Source organism: Clostridium acetobutylicum ATCC 824 (assembly GCF_000008765.1).
Classification (GTDB): Bacteria; Bacillota; Clostridia; order Clostridiales; family Clostridiaceae; genus Clostridium_S; species Clostridium_S acetobutylicum.
Map to the genome: position 1 here is coordinate 2,833,697 of NC_003030.1, position 20,562 is coordinate 2,854,258.

Annotated in this window: 19 protein-coding genes; 3 read left to right on the top strand and 16 right to left on the bottom strand. The window is 31.3% G+C overall.

Annotation, left to right across the window (positions count from 1 at the left end):
• Window positions 1-18 precede the first annotated feature (18 nt).
• The 4 genes from CA_RS13970 to CA_RS13985 all read right to left on the bottom strand — a co-directional run bounded on the left by CA_RS13970 (window position 19) and on the right by CA_RS13985 (window position 3,575).
• Window positions 19-798 carry an electron transfer flavoprotein subunit beta/FixA family protein gene (locus CA_RS13970; protein ID WP_010965997.1) on the bottom strand — a complete coding sequence of 260 codons (780 nt, stop codon included), beginning with the start codon at window positions 796-798 and terminating at the stop codon, window positions 19-21.
• 18 nt (window positions 799-816) lie between these two features.
• Window positions 817-1,956 carry an acyl-CoA dehydrogenase gene (locus tag CA_RS13975; RefSeq protein WP_010965998.1) on the bottom strand — a complete coding sequence of 380 codons (1,140 nt, stop codon included), beginning with the start codon at window positions 1,954-1,956 and terminating at the stop codon, window positions 817-819.
• Window positions 1,957-1,969: 13 nt separating this feature from the next.
• Window positions 1,970-2,755: a short-chain-enoyl-CoA hydratase gene (locus tag CA_RS13980; RefSeq protein WP_010965999.1), complete on the bottom strand. Its 786-nt coding sequence runs from the start codon at window positions 2,753-2,755 to the stop codon at window positions 1,970-1,972.
• Window positions 2,756-2,930: 175 nt separating this feature from the next.
• Window positions 2,931-3,575: a redox-sensing transcriptional repressor Rex gene (locus CA_RS13985; RefSeq protein WP_010966000.1), complete on the bottom strand. Its 645-nt coding sequence runs from the start codon at window positions 3,573-3,575 to the stop codon at window positions 2,931-2,933.
• Between the two features lie 561 nt (window positions 3,576-4,136).
• On the opposite strand from CA_RS13985, the gene CA_RS13990 reads away from it, so the two are divergent.
• Window positions 4,137-6,068, top strand: a complete 1,932-nt coding sequence (locus CA_RS13990; RefSeq protein WP_010966001.1) for an ABC-F family ATP-binding cassette domain-containing protein — start codon at window positions 4,137-4,139, stop codon at window positions 6,066-6,068.
• 92 nt (window positions 6,069-6,160) lie between these two features.
• Here the strand turns inward: CA_RS13990 and CA_RS13995 are convergent, their stop codons facing one another.
• From CA_RS13995 to CA_RS14050, 12 genes are all read right to left on the bottom strand, one after another.
• Entirely contained in the window at window positions 6,161-7,384 is a 1,224-nt protein-coding gene (locus CA_RS13995; protein WP_010966003.1) for a glycosyltransferase, read from the bottom strand.
• Between the two features lie 129 nt (window positions 7,385-7,513).
• On the bottom strand, window positions 7,514-8,242 hold the full coding sequence (eutC, locus tag CA_RS14000; RefSeq protein ID WP_010966004.1) for an ethanolamine ammonia-lyase subunit EutC: 729 nt from the start codon (window positions 8,240-8,242) through the stop codon (window positions 7,514-7,516).
• 11 nt (window positions 8,243-8,253) lie between these two features.
• Entirely contained in the window at window positions 8,254-9,609 is a 1,356-nt protein-coding gene (locus CA_RS14005) for an ethanolamine ammonia-lyase subunit EutB (RefSeq protein ID WP_010966005.1), read from the bottom strand.
• 25 nt (window positions 9,610-9,634) lie between these two features.
• Window positions 9,635-10,951, bottom strand: a complete 1,317-nt coding sequence (gene eat, locus CA_RS14010; protein WP_010966006.1) for an ethanolamine permease — start codon at window positions 10,949-10,951, stop codon at window positions 9,635-9,637.
• A 228-nt stretch (window positions 10,952-11,179) separates the two neighbouring features.
• Complete coding sequence (locus tag CA_RS14015; RefSeq protein ID WP_010966007.1) at window positions 11,180-12,595, bottom strand: sensor histidine kinase; 1,416 nt, start codon at window positions 12,593-12,595, stop codon at window positions 11,180-11,182.
• A gap of 9 nt (window positions 12,596-12,604) precedes the next feature.
• Entirely contained in the window at window positions 12,605-13,159 is a 555-nt protein-coding gene (locus CA_RS14020; RefSeq protein WP_010966008.1) for an ANTAR domain-containing response regulator, read from the bottom strand.
• Between the two features lie 148 nt (window positions 13,160-13,307).
• On the bottom strand, window positions 13,308-14,420 hold the full coding sequence (locus CA_RS14025; protein WP_010966009.1) for an RCC1 domain-containing protein: 1,113 nt from the start codon (window positions 14,418-14,420) through the stop codon (window positions 13,308-13,310).
• A gap of 201 nt (window positions 14,421-14,621) precedes the next feature.
• On the bottom strand, window positions 14,622-16,019 hold the full coding sequence (gene pepV, locus CA_RS14030) for a dipeptidase PepV (protein WP_010966010.1): 1,398 nt from the start codon (window positions 16,017-16,019) through the stop codon (window positions 14,622-14,624).
• Between the two features lie 23 nt (window positions 16,020-16,042).
• On the bottom strand, window positions 16,043-16,516 hold the full coding sequence (locus CA_RS14035) for a hypothetical protein (RefSeq protein ID WP_010966011.1): 474 nt from the start codon (window positions 16,514-16,516) through the stop codon (window positions 16,043-16,045).
• A gap of 9 nt (window positions 16,517-16,525) precedes the next feature.
• Complete coding sequence (locus tag CA_RS14040) at window positions 16,526-17,518, bottom strand: alpha/beta hydrolase (RefSeq protein ID WP_010966012.1); 993 nt, start codon at window positions 17,516-17,518, stop codon at window positions 16,526-16,528.
• A gap of 39 nt (window positions 17,519-17,557) precedes the next feature.
• Window positions 17,558-17,725: a DUF896 domain-containing protein gene (locus CA_RS14045; RefSeq protein WP_010966013.1), complete on the bottom strand. Its 168-nt coding sequence runs from the start codon at window positions 17,723-17,725 to the stop codon at window positions 17,558-17,560.
• Window positions 17,726-17,866: 141 nt separating this feature from the next.
• Window positions 17,867-18,634, bottom strand: coding sequence for a histidinol phosphate phosphatase (locus CA_RS14050; protein WP_010966014.1), 768 nt, complete (start codon window positions 18,632-18,634; stop codon window positions 17,867-17,869).
• Window positions 18,635-18,836: 202 nt separating this feature from the next.
• Between CA_RS14050 and CA_RS14055 the strand changes: the two genes are divergently transcribed.
• Together CA_RS14055 and CA_RS14060 are read left to right on the top strand one after the other, a co-directional pair.
• Window positions 18,837-19,469: a hypothetical protein gene (locus CA_RS14055; protein WP_010966015.1), complete on the top strand. Its 633-nt coding sequence runs from the start codon at window positions 18,837-18,839 to the stop codon at window positions 19,467-19,469.
• Between the two features lie 166 nt (window positions 19,470-19,635).
• On the top strand, window positions 19,636-20,547 hold the full coding sequence (locus CA_RS14060) for an SH3 domain-containing protein (RefSeq protein ID WP_010966016.1): 912 nt from the start codon (window positions 19,636-19,638) through the stop codon (window positions 20,545-20,547).
• Window positions 20,548-20,562 lie beyond the last annotated feature (15 nt).

A 20,562-nucleotide genomic window follows, 5' to 3' on the forward strand; every position in this document is an offset into this window, starting at 1 on the left:
TGAAAAATCCCTCCTAACTTAAATATAGTGTTCTTCTTTTAATTTTGAGACAACATATGCAGCTGCTTCCTTAACAGGCTTATCAATAACTTCTCCCTGTCCTTTAACTTCTTTAGTTGATGACTTCTTAACTTTAGTTGGTGAACCTTTAAGACCTAAATTAGCCTTATCTACATCTATATCATCGGCAGTCCACATTTTTACTTCTTTATCAAATGCTCCGAATATTTTTTCTACACTCATATATCTTGGAACATTTAATTCTTTAATTGCTGTTAAAAGAACTGGTGTCTTAACTTCAACAACTTCATATCCATCTTCCCAAGCTTTTCTAATCTTTAAAGTATCTCCATCAACTTCAACTTTCTCAACATAAGTTACTTGAGGTATTCCAAGATGCTCAGCTATTTCTGGTCCAACCTGAGCTGTATCTCCATCTATAGCCTGCCTTCCAGCAAAAACTATATCATATTTTAGCTTCTTAATTCCTGCTGCAATTGTATGTGAAGTCGCAAGTGTATCTGCTCCTCCAAATGCTCTATCTGTTAAAAGTACAGCTTCATCAGCACCCATAGCCAAAGCTTCTACTAAAGCATTTTTAGCTTGTGGAGGTCCCATACTTATAACTGTTACATGTGCACCATAATTATCTTTTAATACTAAAGCTTCCTCAAGTGCGTTTTTATCATCTGGATTTATTATTGATGGAACTCCTTCTCTTATAAGTGTTCCCTTAACTGGATCTATTCTAACTTCCGCTGTATCTGGAACTTGTTTTAAACAAACAACTATATTCATCCTCTTAACCTCCTTAAATTATCTAAAAATTTTTCCTGAAATAACTAATTTCTGAACTTCTGAAGTTCCTTCATATATTTCAGTTATCTTAGCATCTCTCATCATTCTTTCAACTGGATAATCTTTTGTATATCCGTATCCACCAAATAATTGTACTGCCTTAGTTGTTACATCCATTGCTACATTTGCAGCATGAAGCTTAGCTCTTGCAGCATCAACTGTGTATGGAAGTCCTGCTTGTTTAAGATATGCTGCTTTATATACTAAATATCTAGCTGATTCTATAGCTACATCCATATCTGCCATCATCCATGCAAGACCTTGGAATTTGTCAAGGCTTCTTCCAAATTGTTTTCTCTCCTTCATGTAAGCTCTTGCTTCGTTGAAAGCACCTTCAGCTATACCTAAAGCTTGAGCTGCTATACCAATTCTTCCTCCATCAAGAGTTTTCATTGCTATAGGGAAGCCTTTTCCTTCTTTACCAATCATGTTTTCTACTGGTACTATCATATCTTCAAATACAAGTTCAGTTGTTGATGAAGCTCTTATTCCAAGCTTTTGTTCAACTTTACCAATAGAGAAACCTTTGAAGCCTTTTTCTATTATAAATGCTGATATACCTTTTGTTCCTTTAGTTCTGTCAGTCATTGCAAATATAACAAAAGTATCTGCAACTCCTCCATTAGTTATGAATATTTTTGAACCATTAATTACATAATGATCTCCTTCAAGTACAGCTACTGTTTGTTGTGCTCCAGAATCTGTTCCTGCATTTGGCTCAGTCAATCCATAAGCACCTATTTTTTCACCTTTAGCTAAAGGTACTAAATATTTTTGTTTTTGTTCTTCTGTACCATGTTCATTTATTAATGAAGCACAAAGTGATGTATGTGCTGAAAGAATAACTCCTGTAGTACCGCAAACCTTTGATAATTCCTCAACGGCGATTATATAAGATAATACATCTCCACCTGCGCCACCATACTCTTTTGAAAATGGAATTCCCATCATACCATACTGACCCATTTTCTTTACATTTTCCATTGGAAATCTTTCTGTTTCATCAATTTCTGCTGCTATAGGTTTAACTTCATTTTCAGCAAATTCTCTAACCATCTGTCTTACTAATTCTTGTTCTCTTGTTAAATTAAAATCCATATAAACTTACCTCCTATCTATTTTTGAAGCCTTCAATTTTTCTTTTCTCTATGAAAGCTGTCATTGCATCCTTTTGATCCTCTGTTGAAAAGCATTCTCCAAATGCTTCTGATTCAAATGCTAAAGCAGTATCAATATCACACTGCATTCCTCTATTAATAGCCTGTTTGCTTAACTTAACAGCTACTGGAGCATTGCTCACAATTTTGTTTGCAATTTCTTTTGCTGTATTCATTAATTCACTAGGTTCTACTACCTTATTTACAAGTCCGATTCTTAATGCTTCATCTGCCTTTATATTTTGTGCAGTAAATATAAGCTGCTTTGCCATGCCCATTCCAACTAATCTTGAAAGTCTTTGTGTACCACCAAAACCAGGTGTTATTCCGAGACCTACTTCTGGTTGACCAAATCTTGCGTTGCTTGAAGCTATTCTTATATCACAAGACATAGCTATTTCGCATCCGCCTCCTAAAGCAAAACCATTAACAGCTGCTATTACAGGCTTTTCAAGAAGTTCTAATCTTCTAAACACTTTATTTCCAAGTATCCCGAATTTTCTACCTTCAATGGTATTCATTTCCTTCATCTCAGAAATATCTGCTCCTGCTACAAATGATTTTTCTCCTGCTCCAGTTAAAATTACTGCAAGTACTTCGCTATCATTTTCAATTTCACCTATAACATAATCCATTTCTTTTAGTGTATCACTATTTAACGCATTTAATGCTTTAGGTCTGTTAATGGTAACTACAGCAACTTTACCTTCCTTTTCAAGGATGACATTGTTTAGTTCCATGACTAATCCTCCTAAAATATTTTTTTATTGTTAATATTATAACAAAGACGGGCAAAAAATTAGAAGCATATGCTTCTATAATTATTATATAATGATTTATTTTATATTTCAATATTAAAACCATTTTATATTAAATTTTAATAATTTTTATATATATTTAAATAACATTACCGTACTAATCTCGGCTTTTATTCACTTCTTGCAATAAACAGCTAAGTGTTAGAAGGCTTTCACTTAAATGTACATTTTCAACAATTACATTTTCTGGAGTCATAAGATCAACAGGAGCAAAATTCCATATTCCATTAACATTATTTTTAACAATAATATCACAAACTTTTTGTGCATTCTTACTTGGAACACATATTATTCCAATATCGATCTTATTTTTTTGTAAGAATCCATCTATATTATCTACGTCCCGAACCTCAACATCCTGTATTTTAAGACCTATTAGCTTAGGATTAATATCAAATATAGCCTTTAAATCAAATCCCATTTTTTGGAAGTTTATATAATTAGCAATTGCCTGACCTATATTTCCAGCACCAATTATTATGGTGTTGTACATTTTAGTAAGTCCTAATATATTATCAACTTCCCTGCTTAAATCCTTAACATTGTATCCATATCCCTGCTGTCCAAAATCACCAAAACAATTTAGGTCTTGGCGTATCTGCGATGCAGTAAATCCTATTTTTTCGCTTAATTCCTTTGAAGATATTCTATCAACATCACTCTTTAACAATTCTTCTAAATATCTGTGGTATTTGGGAAGACGTCTGATAACTGCCATTGATATGTTTTTTTTCTTATCCACTTTGACCACCTCTTACTTAATATCACTTTTGTAGAAGCCAAGTTCAAATTAAGTTGGTATATTAAATAATTAAAATACATTTATAATCCATAATTAACTTGTTTCTTCATATACAACAATACATCATATATTTTACCACATTATTATTCAATTACACTATCCTTTTTACTTTATATTATTCTTAAATACTTTTGTTAGTATAGAATATTTTCAATATAGTTCTTTTTTTTCAATAAAACTTTAAAAAGCTACCATAAATAGAGTTTATTCTGTGAAAAACTTAACTTATACACATTAAATGCTTTTAATCATATTATTTTATTGTTTATAGTTTTATATCAAATTAGTTTATAAACTTTCTTCTTTTAATATTATATCTTTTCTTTAATACACTATACAGCCCTTAAACTCAACTATATTTTCTATACTATACCTTAAAAATTAGCTTTAACCTTAGTTTTCCTATGGTATAATTAAAGATATCTTATAATCTTTACTAATGGAAACTTTAAATAAACCTTACTTAGTTTCCTTACAAAATATTTTAGGTTGGTGATACTCATGATAGTTGTTAGCTGCAAAAATATAGGCAAAAGCTACGGCATTGATAAAATTTTGGAAAATATAACATTTAGTATAAATGATGGTGAAAAAGTAGGCCTTATAGGTCCAAATGGTGCTGGAAAATCAACATTGTTTAAAATTTTAACTTTCCAACTAGAACATGACACTGGTGATTTATTTATAGATAAAACCAAAAAACTAGGATACTTATCTCAGCACTTAGATCTTGATAGTAACAATACTATATACGAAGAACTTTGTACTGTCTTCAATGATCTTTTAGAAATTGAGAATAAACTTAAGGTTTTAGAAATAAAAATGGGAGAGCCTTATGACCCCTCAAAGGATGAATATCATAACAAGGTTATAAAGGACTACACCACTTACACAGAACTTTATTCTGCTAAAGGTGGCTACACTTATAAAGGTTTAATAGGTAGGGTTTTAACTGGTCTAGGATTCTCAAATGATTACTTTGATAAAAAAATAAGCATATTAAGTGGAGGGCAAAAAACCCGTGTAGCACTTTGTAAGCTTCTTCTTAAAAACCCCGAAATACTTCTTCTAGACGAGCCAACAAACCATCTTGATTTAGATGCCATTGAATGGCTTGAAGAATATCTTAAAAACTACAAGGGAACAGTTATTTTAATTTCTCATGATAGATATTTCCTAGATGCTATTACTAATAAAACCTTTGAGCTTATAAACGGTCATGTAAATTGTTTTAACGGAAATTACACAAAAGCTTTAGATTTAAAAAAGAAGCAATATGAAATTGAACTTAAAGCGTATACTCTTCAACAAGAAGATATTAAACGACAAGAAAAAATTATAGAACGTTTTAGATCCTTTAATCGTGAAAAAAGTATTAAAGCTGCTGAAAGTAGACAAAAGGCTTTAGACAAAATTGAGAGAGTAAAACGTCCTGATAAAGAAACAGGAGTAACCCGTATAGAATTTGAAACTCTAATAAAGAGTGGAAATGACGTTCTTCATGTTGAAAATCTTTCAAAGCATTTTGAAGATAAAACACTGTTTGAAAATTTGGACATGGACATAAAAAAGGGAGAAAAAATTGCTTTAATAGGCGAAAATGGACGTGGTAAAACTACATTTTTCAAAATTCTTCTAGATAAAATAAAAAGCGATTCAGGCATCAAGGTTCTAGGAAAAAATGTATTCGTAGGCTACTATGATCAGGAACAATCTGATTTACATGATGAAAAAACAATTATAGATGAAGTCTGGGATGATTTTCCAGAGCTTACTACAACAGAAATAAGAAATGCTTTGGCTGCCTTCTTATTTACAGGAGATGATGTGTTTAAAATTATCTCAACTCTAAGTGGTGGAGAAAAATGTAGAATTAATCTTCTTAAGTTAATGCTTTCAAAAAATAACTTTCTACTTCTTGACGAACCTACAAATCACTTAGATATAGTTTCTCGTGAGGCTCTTGAAGATGCTCTTTTATCCTATGACGGAACTGTACTTGTAATATCCCATGATAGATACTTTTTAAACAAAGTGGTCTCTAAAATATTAGAATTAAAAGAGAATGGTATAAGCGAATACCTTGGAAACTATTCTTATTACATAGAAAAAAAGAATAACCCAACAAGATTTCAAGAGGAAGAAGAAAATAAAAGCTTAAAAACAAAAACACAAATTAACACTGAAAAGAAGAAGAAGAGAGAGAATGAAAAACAAAAAAGAGTTAGAAAAGTCGAACTGAAAAATACAGAAAAAGAAATTGCTGATTTAGAAAAAGAACTTGAAGATCTTCAAAACAAACTCTGTCTTGAAGAAGTTTATTCAAATCCTGAAAAAAGTGTAGAAGTTAACAATAAAATTACAGAAACCCAAAATACACTAGATTCATTATATGAAAAATGGGATGAATTAAGCAGTATTATGGAAGATTAAGACTTAAAATAGGAATTACTATGACAAGACACCATGGTAATTCCTATTTTATAATCTCTCTAATTTACTTTACAGGTAAATATTTTTGCTTTCTAATATTCACACACATAATCCTTTATTCCCTTTTCTGCTTTAAATTTAAAAATTTCTTCTGCCCCTTTTCTGTAACCACCAGCTTCTCTAAAGACATCTCTTATTTTTTCTATGTTCTCTAAATAAGATGCATCTACCATTACCTTATTCACTGACTCTCTTAACTCCTTTGCTGTAAGCTTGTCCTTGTTTAATACAATAGCAGCCCCTAGTTCCTTTGCTCTTGATGCCATATATAACTGATCCGCACCAATTGGAATAGCTACAAAAGGCACCTTATTATATATTAGATCACTTGTACTATTCATTCCTGCATGAGTTATAGCTGCATCTGCATATTTCAAAATTTCTGTTTGTGGAACATAGTTTCTTACTATAAAATTTTTAGGTATATTAAAGTTAGAAGTATCTATATTATATGCTGACATAACAACTACAACATCAGAACCACCAAAAGCTTCAAAGAATATATTATATAAATTGCTATTAGTATTGTTAAAAACTGTACCTAATGATATATATATTACCTTCTTATTTTTTAGTTTTTCAAAAGGGAAATCTAAATTTTCCTTTCTTTTATAAATAGGAGGACCAATAAATTTAAAACTATCATCATAATACTCAATATTAGAAACAAATTCTTTAGCTGTGTAAGCTATATTTAGATCTCCTCTACATGCCATTAGTTCACTTATAGCAGGCATTTTTACAAAATATCTTTTTTCAATTCTACTTTTAGCTTCACTATAGGCTCTACTTACAATAGGATTGCTTTCTAATTCTTTTTCAGTTATGGGTGAATATTGCATTTTCATTACTTCTTTTCTTGTGGCAAACACTGCAAAAGATGAAATTGAAGGCACCTTCAATATTTGGGCTATAATGTTACCTGCACAGAACATAGAACAATGAACGACATAATCAAATTTCATTCCTTTAATTTTTTTTAGAATATCCTCAATTTCACATTCTGTCATACCAATAATTTTGGTTATAATGTCTGCATAAGATCTATTTCCTGCTGTTTTATTAGCATTTTTAAAATTGCTCATTCTTTCACCATAGCTTATAAATTTAGCACCGGCTGCTTCAATACTCTCCTTAAATTCATCTGTGCAAAAATAATATACCTCTTCACCTCTTTTCACTAATTCATCTACTAATCCTAGCGTAGGATTAACATGACCGTATCCAGGGAAATTCATAAAAAGTACTTTTGACATATTTAACACCTCTTTGTTTTAAATGCTTACATGTAAATTTTACCACTAATGTAATAAATAAATCAAAAATAAATTATAAATAGAAAAAGAAATCATCTAAGTTTCTAAAAAAACTCAGATGATTTCTTCTTAAATTCTTAATTCGACTCCACTTTTTTTCTCTTTCATCATAATATCAATTATACGAACTATTTCTTTTCCAGCATCTACTGAAGGTATACCTTTATTATGAATATTAGAAACCACAGTTCTTTGTGATTCTGGTTTTTTTGTGCTTGATTCATACGCCATGTAACTGCTCATACTCTCACCCGTTGCAAGTCCTGGTCTTTCACCTATTAATATTATTGTAACCTTTGCATTTAATTCCTCACTTATTTTATCCATGGTAGCAACTCTTGCATATTTAACAAATATAGGTGTTCCAACCTTATATCCCCTTGATTTTAATTTTTCTACTATTACAAAATATATTTTTCGAAGATTTGCATTAATTGCAGTTGCACTAAGTCCATCCCCTGCTATAATTTGAACATCAGGCTCATTTATACAGTTATTTTTTATATAATCTAGAGTTTCTTCAGAAAATTTTCTTCCAAGATCCGGCCTAGTTATATACTCTTCCTTATCCTTTGCCAGCGTTTGTACTTTTAGAAAATTAAGTGTATCTATTAACTTTTCATCTACGCTTGACCATACTGCATCCATTGCTACAGCATGATCTGCTCTAAATTTAAGAAAAGTATTTGTTTTTAATCTTGTACCAGCTCTACCCACACATATTCTAGCTGGTGTTAAAGCTTTAAGCTCTGATAATTCCTCTTCCTTTATATCATATATCTTTAATAAATTTTCCATAAATTCATCTCCTACATAAATATTGAAGGATCACCGGCATTTCTTGTTAATTTACCGTTCTTCATTATCCCTAATTCTTCCATTCTTTTTTCAAATTCTTTTATTGGTCTTTTATCTGATATTTCCCTCAAAGTTGCTATATCATGATAGCTTGAAGATTGATACATAAGCATTACATCATCTCCACAAGGTATCCCCATAAGGTAGTTACAATTAGCTGCTAAAAGAAGCATAGCTAAATTTTCAAGATCATTTTGATCCGCTTTCATATGATTTGTGTAGCATGTATCAACTCCCATTGATAAACCTGTAAGCTTTCCCATAAAATGATCCTCCAAACCTGCTCTTATAACTTGCTTTCCATCATATAAATATTCAGGTCCAATAAAACCTACAACTGTATTTACAAGAAACGGTTTATATCTTTTAGCTAACCCATAGCATCTTGCTTCCATCACAAGTTGATCTGCTCTGTTATTACCTTCCGACGATAGTTCCGTGCCTTGTCCTGTTTCAAAATACATAAAATTAGGTCCTTTGGAGCTTTTTTTAGTTTTCATAAGTTCATAAGCTTCATCTAATAAGGCTACACTTATTCCAAAATCTTTATTTGCAATTTCAGAACCTGCTATACTTTGAAACATTAAATCAATCGGAACTCCATTTTTTAAGGCCTCCATTTGGGTTGTTATATGAGCAAGCACACAATTTTGAGTTGGTATTCTCCATTTTCTAGTAAAGTCATTAAATACCTTAAGCACATCAGATACACTTTCTATAGTATCTGCTACTGGATTTAATCCTATAACTGCATCTCCCACTCCATAGCTTATTCCATCAATCAATGATGCCATAATACCTTGAGGATTATCAGTTGGATGATTAGGTTGAAGTCTTGAAGAAAAAGTTCCTCTTCTACCTATAGTTGTGTTGCATTTAGCTGTATTACAAATTTTTTGAGCTGCGTATACAAGATCCATATTACTCATAAGCTTTGTTACTGCTGCAATCATCTCTGAGGTTAATCCATCCCTTATTTCCTTTATCTTATCTTCATCATTTTCAAGTAAAAACTCTCTAAATTCACCAACTGTTAATGCCTTAATTTTTTTATACTGCTCTTCATCAACAGAATCCTGTATTACTCTTGTAATTTCATCTTTTTCATAAGATACCACAGGATTGTTTCTTAATTCTTCTAGTGTTATATCTGCTAAAACAGTTTTTGCTGCAACTCTTTCTCTTGCTCCACTTGCCGCAATACCTGCCATTTCATCTCCAGATTTTTTTTCATTCGCTTTTGCAAGTACATCCTTTATATCTTTAAATTTATAAGTTGTATTAAACAATGTTGTTTTTAAATTCATATAACTCACCTATTTCTTTATCATATTAAACTGCTTCCTTTTGCTCTTCTTCTATATCCTTTTTACTATTTAATTTTGAATATACAAAGTAATACACAAAAGCTAGTACGAAAGATAATATCACCCAAGATATTGTTGACATACTTGAGTATATAGTTGTTATTAAAAATACTGCATTTAATACTAAAGCTATTATAGGTAATATTATAGAAACCTTATAGGGCCTTTCTAATTTAGGCTCCTTTTTTCTCAATAAAAAGAAGGCAATCATACTTATTGCATGAAGAGCAATAGCGCCAAAGCTTGAAATCACAATAATTGTTGCAGTATTGTTTGTGAGCACAAAAATCATTCCTATAAGACTTGGTACTACAATTGCAGGCACCGGTGAACCTTTTGAGTTAACCTTTGATAAAAACTCCGGAAGATATTTTGATCTTGACATTGCAAATACCTGTCTTGAATAACCAATTATTATTCCATGAAGGCTAGCTATTAAACCAAATAAACCTATAAAACTCATAAACTTAGATAAAAAATTTCCTTTTCCAAATATAACATTTAAAGTATCTGGAATAGGTGAATTGGTGATTCCTAAAGTCTTATTATCAAGTACACCTGCTGTGCAAAGAAAAGTCCCTAGAGCTAAAACCATAAGGGTTATTATTGCAATTATAAAACCTTTTGAAATATCTTTTTTAGGATTTTTACATTCTTCTGCTGACATAGCCCCCCCCTCTGCTGCTAGATAAAACCATATTGCAAACGGTATAGCATTGAATATTCCTGTAGCTCCACCTTTATATATATTTCCTCCAAATATCTTAATTGGATCGATATGAGTAGCAGATGCGCCAGCAAAAATTATAAGTCCAATTATTGCTACTATTGTTACAACTGTTTCAATTATTGCAGCTGTTTTAACTCCAAAACAGTTTACAATAACGAATAATGCATAAAAAACAAGAGCTGCTACTGTAACTGGAACTGATGGTATAATAAAATTAACATACGCACCTATAGATATTGCTATAGCCGGCGTTGCAAATAAAAATTCTAAAATACAAGAAAATCCTGCAAAAAAACCTCCAAGCCTTCCCATGGTTCTTGATGCAAATTCAGAAGAACCATCTGCCTTTGGCATTGCTGTAGCAAGTTCTGCATAGCTAAACATAAAAGTTCCATAAAAAACTGTTACTATTAATGTGGCAACTACAAATCCCATTGGACTAGTAAAAGTAAGTGCATTATTCCATCCACAGTACATTCCCGATATAACCATTCCAACTATGATAGCCCAAAGTTGAAAGGTTGATAGTGTTTTTTTCAATTCCTTTGCCATAAATATTCCCCCAATAAACTATTTTTAACCTTGTAAAATAGCAAAGGAACCCAAACGTACTTTAATCGTTTGAGCTCCTTTGCTCACTAAATGTAATATTAAAAAATTAAAGGATTCTATAAAATGCCAAATCAATGCTCCGTTGCATCAACTTATGAATACAGTGTATCATATGATTTTATTAATGTAAACCTCAAAAATTATTAATTTATTATTTTTTGTTATTTTTTATTGATATATTTTGAAATCAAACACCGTTTTAGTGCCACTTTCATTTGTTTCAATCTTTATATCACCATTTAGTTTATCAGTTACTATGCTTTTAACAATATTGAGTCCCAAACTATCTTCTCTTAACTTTTTGTCCTTAAAACCACTTCCATTATCATTAACAGCTATACTTGAATAACTATATCCTCTATTTATTAAGATTTTTATAATGCCTTTCTTCTTATCACAAAAAGCGTGCTTTATGGAGTTCTCTATAAGCTCATTTACCACTATTGCAATTGCTGTAGCTTTATCAGAATTCACATAAATATTGTCTCCATCTATCTTTATACTTATATTTTTATTACATTCTAGTGCATTTCTTATTGCATTATCTTTGAGCTTTAAGAGTATTAATTTTATATCTGCATCATCTATACCATTTTGTGATATCACTTCATGGGTTGTTGCTATACTTAAAATTCTATTTATACTTTCATAAAAAGCTTTTTTAGCAAACTGGTCCTCTATTCTTCTAGCTTGAAGCCTTAATATACTGGCTATAGTTTGAAGATTATTTTTAACCCTATGATGTATTTCCCTAATTGCTACCGCCTTTAAAACAAGCTCTTTTTCTTTCTTTTTAAGGTCTGTTAAATCCTTTATAAGCATAATAATTCCACAGATTTTCATATCTTTTTTTATCAATCCATATTTAATCTGTAAATCAAATTTTCCTACTTTTGTTTCTAATATTAATGACTTTTGCTTATTTAAAATATCCTGTAATTTAAGTTCATTCAAAACTAAATTATTAAAAGACATGCCCACTATGTCATCCTTATATCCTATTTTTTTATAAATCTCTTTTGCTACATAATTGGCATAAACACATATACCATTATCATTTATGGCCAAAATCCCATCATTTATCAAATTATAGGCGGTATTATTCTCTACCTCTTTTATGCTCATAAGTGTTTCTGATAACTGTTTTGTGGTTTCAGATAATATTTCCATGTTCTGACTTTGCCTTACATGTTCTGTTACATCCCTCTCCATAATTAAAACGCCTATAACTTTTTCATTTTTATTTCTTATTGGAACTGTATTTTGCTTAACAACTATATTTTCTTGTGTAACCGCCTTAAAATCAGTGGTTGACACCCCTACTTCCAAAGTTCTTAATACCGCAGGCTCATTTTTTCTCAAAGCAAATTCTCCAACCACAGAACTTTTATACAAAGATTTATTTTCTAAAGGTCTTGCCTCTGAAACTACAATAGCAGTATCAGAATCCTTTGTAAGACAATCTATAAATATATCTCCTCCAGAAACTGTTGCAAACATAGAAATAGATTTTTCAATATTCTTAAGCTCTTCTATATCCTCCTCACTTAAATCCGTATTCAGCTTACATAATTCTCTAAGCACATTTCATCCCTACTTTTTTGTATTATCAATTATATTTATAGACATATCTAATATTGTTAACTGTCTATCCATACTCATTTTTCTCAACTTTCTATAAGCTTCATTTTCAGTGATTCTATATCTTTCCATCAATATTTCCTTAGCAGTACAGGTGATTTTAATAGTATTTAGATTTTTTTTAATACTTCTTATTTCTTTTCCTTTTGCTATTGCAATCTCAACCTGTGGTATAAGTCTTACTTCATCTATAGGTTTTACAATATACCCCATAACACCAATTTCTTTTACTTTATTAATAAATTCTCTACCACTGTATGCTGTTAATATTATTATTGAATCTGCTACATTTTCCTTAACTAAAATTTGAGAAGCTTCTATTCCATCAAGCATAGGCATTTTTATATCCATAATAACAAGATTAGGTCTTAATCTTCTACATACTTCTATAGCCTCTAGTCCATTTGGCACCTGCCCAACAACAGAATAGCCTGCTCCCGTAAGCATTTCACATATATCCATTCTTGTAATAGGTTCATCTTCAGCTACTACAACTCTATTATCCACTTTAAAATCACCCCCTATGATATATTATGATTTAATCATAAATAATTTTGAATTTCAATACTTTTATCAAAAAACACCTATTATAATTAATAATTTATTAATTATAATAGGTGTTTTACAAATTTTATTGATATTTGTTAATACTTACCTAATGTATATCTGCTCCCGTGAGTACTTCCTTCAATGATTCTCTTTGATATTCATTGCCATTACCAAGTTGTCCATAATAACCCCATCCACAATCCCATACACTACCATCAATTTTAATGGCTATCGTATTAGCATTACGTGCATTAATTTTGCAAAAACCGTCCCCTACCTTTTCCCATGTTGATCTATCTGTTGTTGTTCCATCTCCCAATTGTCCGTTTTCATTATTTCCTGTTGCCCAAAGACTTCCATTTTTTTTAAGTGCTAAAGAATGAACTGCTCCACATGAAATTTGAGAAAAACCAGTACCAACTTTCTCCCAAGTTGACCTACTTGTTGTTGTTCCATCTCCTAATTGCCCATATATATTAAACCCTGCTGCCCATATGGTTCCATCTGCTTTTAATGCCATAGAAAAGGCTTTACCACAAGAAATCTGCACAAAATTATCCCCTACCTTTTCCCATGTTGATCTATCTGTTGTTGTTCCATCTCCTAATTCTCCAAATTGATTATATCCGGTGCTCCAAAGTGATCCATCTTTTTTTAATGCTAACGAGTGATCTCCTTGTGATGCAACTTGAGAAAACCCGGAACCAACTTTTTCCCAAATATACTTATCTGTCGTTGTCCCATCTCCCAATTCTCCGAGTTGATTGCTACCACAAGCCCACAATGTTCCATCCTTCTTTATCCCTAAAGAATGTTCGGCTCCACACGCTATTTGAGAAAAATCCGAACCAACCATTTTCCAGTTTGCTACTTTGGTTTCCCTATCTTCATTATTTCCTAATTCTCCACTCCAGTTAATACCACATGCCCATAGCGTTCCATCTTTTTTTATTCCTAAAGAATAACCACAGCTACATTCAACATCAGAAAAATTATCTCCTACCTTTTCCCATGTTGATTTATCTATGTACGTCCCATCTCCTAGACATCCATATTCATTGGTACCTGTTGCCCAAAGACTTCCATCTGCCTTTATGACAAAAGAACTTAATCCTGTTGTTATGGTTTGTGCATGCACTCTAAAATTATTATTCGCATTAGCTAAAGATATTGAAATTCCTAATACAGTACTTATAATAAATATTTTTTTAAAATTCATTATAACTCTCTCCATCCATTTAAATTATTATCATTAATAATTATACCACAAATATTGGTATTTTTGCTTATAATAGTATTTAGAATGTTATGTGTAACATAATTCAAAATAATGTTTTAACGTAATTTTAGGAATTAAGTATAAAACGCCTTTCCACAATATTTAATATGTGAAAAGGCGTTTTATTAATAATCTAAAATTTTAACGAGCAAGCTCATATATTGCATGAGCATATATTTTTGCATTTAGTATTAAATGTTCAATTTTTATAAATTCATTTGCTTGGTGATCAACATCTGGTTCTCCTGGGAATATTGGTCCAAAGGCTACTATGTTAGGCATTTCCTTTGCATAAGTTCCTCCGCCTATTGAAAGAAGTTTTGGCTCCTCACTAGTTTGCTCTTTATATACTTTTTGAAGAAGTTTTACTAATTCATGATCTTCTGGAAAGTATAATGACTTCTGGTGTGTCATGTTTTCAACTCTTATTCCAGTATCAGCTATCCTAGCATTTATTCCATCCATCATATCCTCGTATTTGCAAGTTACAGGATATCTAACATTAAGAACAACTTTTCCTTGGTCTTTATTAAAGTCTATTATTCCAAGATTGAAGGAAAGCTTACCCGAAACCTTATCTTCCATACCAATTCCAAAAGATTCTCCGTTAGTTTCCATTCCAACATATCTATTTAAGAAAGCTATATAATCATTAAAATCAGATTTTCCAAGATTTAATTCTTCTAGAAAAGCTAAAAGCTGCATTATAGCATTTTTTCCAAGCTCCGGCATACTTCCATGTGCAGCAATTCCTTTTGATTTTACTATAACCATATCGTCTTTTTCTTCAGCTTTTATATCATATCCAGTTCTTTCAGCGAAACTTTCACATTTATCAATGATTTCGCCCTTTAAATCTGCTCTTATTCCAGCTTCAGCGTATGGAGGAACTACATTTGATCTTTCTCCTCCTTTTACATAAATAATCTTTGTATCTCCTTCGTAATCATTTTTAAAATCTTTTACTAAGTTAAAAATTGTTATTCCTTTTTCTCCATTGATTATTGGATATTCAGCATCTGGAGTAAAGCCAAGAACTGGTGGTTTTTCATTCTTTAAATAATGCTCTGTATCTTTTCCTGAACCAGTTTCCTCATCCAAACCGAATATAATTCTAACTTTTTTAGACATAGTAAGTCCTGCATCCACAATAGCCTTTAATGAATATAAACATGCTACTGTAGGTCCCTTGTCATCCATTGATCCTCTTGCATATAGCTTTCCATCATGTATTTCTGCAGCATATGGAGGATAATTCCATCCATCTCCTTCTGGCACTACATCAAGGTGACCAAGTACTGCTACATAATCTTCTCCTTCACCATATTCAGCATATCCAACATAGTTATCTAAATTAACAGTTTTGAAACCAAGTCTTTCAGCTAACTTTAAAGCATAGTCAAGTGCCTTTGCTGTATCCTTTCCAAATGGTGCATTTCCTTCAGCTTCCCCGCTGATACTTTTAATTCTAAGGATTTCTTGAATTGAAGAAACCATATCATCCTTTAATAAGTCTATCTTCTCGTTTATCTTATCCATTAAAAAACCTCCATTAATAAAAATTATATATAAAACAAATTTTGTTTTTTACTATCTTCATACTCATCTATTTTATCAAGCTGAAAATCCTCATACTTATCTGCTTTAATCATTATTTCTTCTAGAAATTCTCTTTTATACTTAAATTGATTTTCATACTTTATTTCTCTAAATACAGAATACTCTATTCCTTCGTCATTATCGCCAACTACAATTTCAGGAAATACATCCTTTATATTTTTATTCATAATTGCATATTGGTAAATAGAAGCATCTATGATGTTCCCATGATAGGTATTAAAACAATGTGCATATTGTAATTTTCTTTTTCTAGCTTCAACATATAAAATCCCTTCAACCAAAGGAACATCCAAATCCTTAAGCTTACATACCTGACTTATAAGTGCTCCTATCATTGGAGCATTGTTTACTATCTGATATTTTGTAAAACAAAGTTTACATAAACCTTTCAAAAACTTTTTTTCTGCTTCTATCAATATACCACCTCAATACATCCTAACAGGCTTATTTATATCTGTTTTATTATCCTCTACATGAATATCTATTAAAAATTGTCTTACCTTATTGGTATAATCAGTTTTATTTTTTAGATACGCCTCAGCATGCCCAGCATTAGGTGCAATATACAAATACTTAGCACCCTTTTTTATCGAGTACAGGTCTACTGACATTTCTGGTGGAATCAAGTCATCATCTGCTCCATGAGCAAACATTATAGGTGTCTTAACATCTTGAATTGCTTTTATTGGAGAAATTGCATAAACTGAAAACCCTGCTTTAAAAAATGCAATTAAACTTGAATAAAAAACAACCATTTTTGCAACTACTGCACCATGATTTTTCATTTCATAATTTAGTTTTTCTCCAAATAGCTGTGGAAGATCTGAAAACGGACAATCCACCACATAAAAAGAGACATCCTTTGTTTTTTCATTCATGTTTGATTGTAATAATGCAGTTGCAGCTCCCATAGATTCACCATGAATTCCTATTATTCCTCCTGGTGTTTTATTTTTAACCCACTTTACACAATTGTTTAAATCGTATTTTTCGAAATACCCAAGAGTTATATCGTTTCCCCCACTTACTCCATGGTATCTTGAATCGTAAATCAAAACATTGTAACCTAAGTCCAGGTATATATCTGCATACTTCATGGACTCCCACCTGCTTCCAGTTATTCCATGAACTATTATTATAGTTTTTCTACTGTCAACAAAATTTTTAATATAAGTTCCTGAAAGCTTATATCCAAAGTTAGACTCTATAACCACATCGCTTTTATTGAGGAGATTATATCTCTCATAATTAAACGTGGATTTAAAATTGTTATAACTACTTTGGCTTCTATCAAACTGCATTTTACATACTTTATCATATATTAGATTTCCTACATACAAGCCAACACAGTTTGCAAAAATAAATATTACCAAAACTACTGCTAGCACTATTCTTTTTATTTTGCTAGATTTTCTCATTCACCCTCGCCACCATTAAGGCAATTACTTTTCACATAATTAAATCTTTTTTACTTTGCTTAATTGTACCTTCACATTTCCTTTGATAATCTCAATATATTCTCTTCTTAAGGTATCCTGCTCCTTTTTTTCTTCTTCTGTTAATCCATCTTCTTTGCTCTTTTTATATAAAAAGTTTATTCTCTCTATAAGTTTCTTCATTTCCATGATATATTTTCTCCTTAATGTCCCTTAATATTTTTAGTAAAATTTTCTTTATCTTTTTCATCTTCAAATGAATTTAAATCATATATATTTCTATGGGAAAATTCACAAATACAAAAATCTTTTCAATTAAATTATCTTAACCTAAGCATATTTCATAAGTCTTTTTTCAAAAAATACAGGTTTTAAATTACAGTTTTCCGCCATTTTAAGCGCATTTTTAAAATTAAGACCTATACTGTCCTTATAATGAGAATCGGAACCTATTGTAACAAACCTTCCTCCAAGCTCACTATACCTTTTATATATTGGCATCAAATTTTCGCATACTTCTTTTTTATTAAGCCTTCTTGTATTTATTTCAATGACTATTTCTCTGTCTACTATAAACTTCAAAACCTCATCTATATAATCACTGTATTCATTATAATATATTTCCCCATCGTGATATGCTGCATATCTCGATATATAATCTATATGTGCAAGAGAATCTATATACTCATGACACCTTAAACAGGCTAACATAGTCTTAAAATACATTTCAAAAACTTCTTTTTTAGGTGAAGACTTATATATGGTTTTTTCATAAAGATCTAAACCATTTAAAAGATGTATTGACCCTAAAACATAATCAAATTCATATTTATCATTTATACTCTTATTTTGCTCTTTAATCTCTTCTCCCATGCCTATTTCAACACCAAGTAAAACTTTGTTACTCCTATATTTATTGTACTCTTTAAAATATTTATCTATATCAAATACAAATTCACCTTTAACAGGATAATTTAAATCAATATGTTCAGTAATTATTATACCTAAGTTTTTCTTTTCTCCAGCATCAATCGCTTCTTCTATATTCATCTTTGAATCTGTTGAAAACAAGGTATGAAGATGTGTATCAAAAACCATAAAATATCACCTCGCACAATAAAATAATAATTAATTAATATTTAACCCAGAAGGCTAATATCAAACTAAAACCTTAGTTTTATTATACAGAATTACTTTTAACTTTACAAACCACAAAGAAAATTTTGCTATATTTCAGGAACATTTTATTACTCATCTACATATCCTATAATGTATTAATCATAATTTTAAGGAGAACTTTATGTATTACAATTATAATGATTTTGACGATTACGACTATGATCATGGATATCATGGCTACTATGATCATGATTATCACGACCATGACTATGATGACTACGACTATGATCATGATCACGACCATGATTATGACCACGACCATGATTATGACCACGACCATCACCGCGAAGAAGAGTTTGATCCTATGAGATATGAAGATGATGTTCTAGATGCAGAAGCAGAATGTCCTTTTGTATCAGATTGTCCAGCTACACGAAGCCAAATGACACCTCCTGGTCCTGGACAAATGGGTCCTGGCTACGGTCAAATGGGTCCCGGTTACGGTCAAATGGGCCCTGGTTACGGTCAAATGGGCCCTGGTCATGGTCAAATGATGCCTCCTGGTCCACCTCCTACTTATGTACCCCAAATTCAATCAGCTTCTAATGGTCCTGTAATAAAGGCTGTAGATTCTGGTGCCATACGCATGTGTAGATATAAATACACTTATATTTGGTTAAATAATAGAAGATCCTTCTGGGCTTATCTTACCTTTGTTGGACCTCGTTCTATAGCTGGCTATAGATGGAACGGAAGGCGCTGGATTTACTTCGGATTAGATTTAAGACAAATAAGAAGTTTTGTATGTAGATAATTCATCCATAAAGTATCCTTTTACCTAATTTATGCATATTGTAACCTATTAAATAGTTCAATTGCCATTCCGTAAAATGTGGCAATTGAACCTTCAATTTCAGATTGCCATTACATACAGTTCCTCTTATAATTAAAATATAAAATATAGGGGGGATAATGAGGATATGAGAAAATCGAAATTAACCTTTATTGCTACTTTTTTAATTTTATTATTTTTATCCATGCCCTACAAGGCACATGCAGCATCTCAAACTCCAATAACAAGAGCTGATGCAGAACAAAGAGCCTTAACAATGATTAATCTAAATTGGACATACTCTAAATCAAAAAATGGAGTTTTGCCTTCTGCATACTCAGGAAGTATAACTGCACCTTCTCAATTTAGGGGTATTGAAAACGTTGTAGCTACAGGAATTCCTTATTGTTGGGGGGGCTTTGATGGTCTTAACTCTTCATCCTATGGTGAAAGTTGGACAAACTTTACAGATGCAGTAAATAAAGGTGCTTTTGTTGGCAATGTAAAATCATCTTCCTATGGTCACATAACTGGAACTGCTGGACTTGATTGTTCAGGCTTTGTACAAGCTACTTTTAACATCAAGGATTATAAACTATCTACCTCAACTATATTCAATCAATATTTCACAAAGATTGATATAAAGGATATAAAACACATGGATATCCTAAACCTTCCAGGCAACCATGTTGTTATATTTGATAAATGGGGAACTAGAAATGGAGTAAATGGTGCTTACACATATGAAGCTACTCCAGATACAACTTACGGTGGAATTCAAGGTACAAAACAATATTTCATGAGCATGAATACTGTTTCCCAATATATTCCTGGGAGATACGTTAATATAAAAGAAGTAGCCTATGTTCAAGTAATTAATGCTTCCTCTTTAAATATAAGAACAGGCCCTTCTACTTCATATCCAATAATCGGAACAATAAGTCAAAATCAAATAGCTGAGGTTACTGGATATTCATCTGATGGAACATGGTATAAAATAAAAATTAATGGTATAGAAGGATATGCTTCTTCAACATATCTAACTTACGTTAACAATTAATTATTAATTAAAATG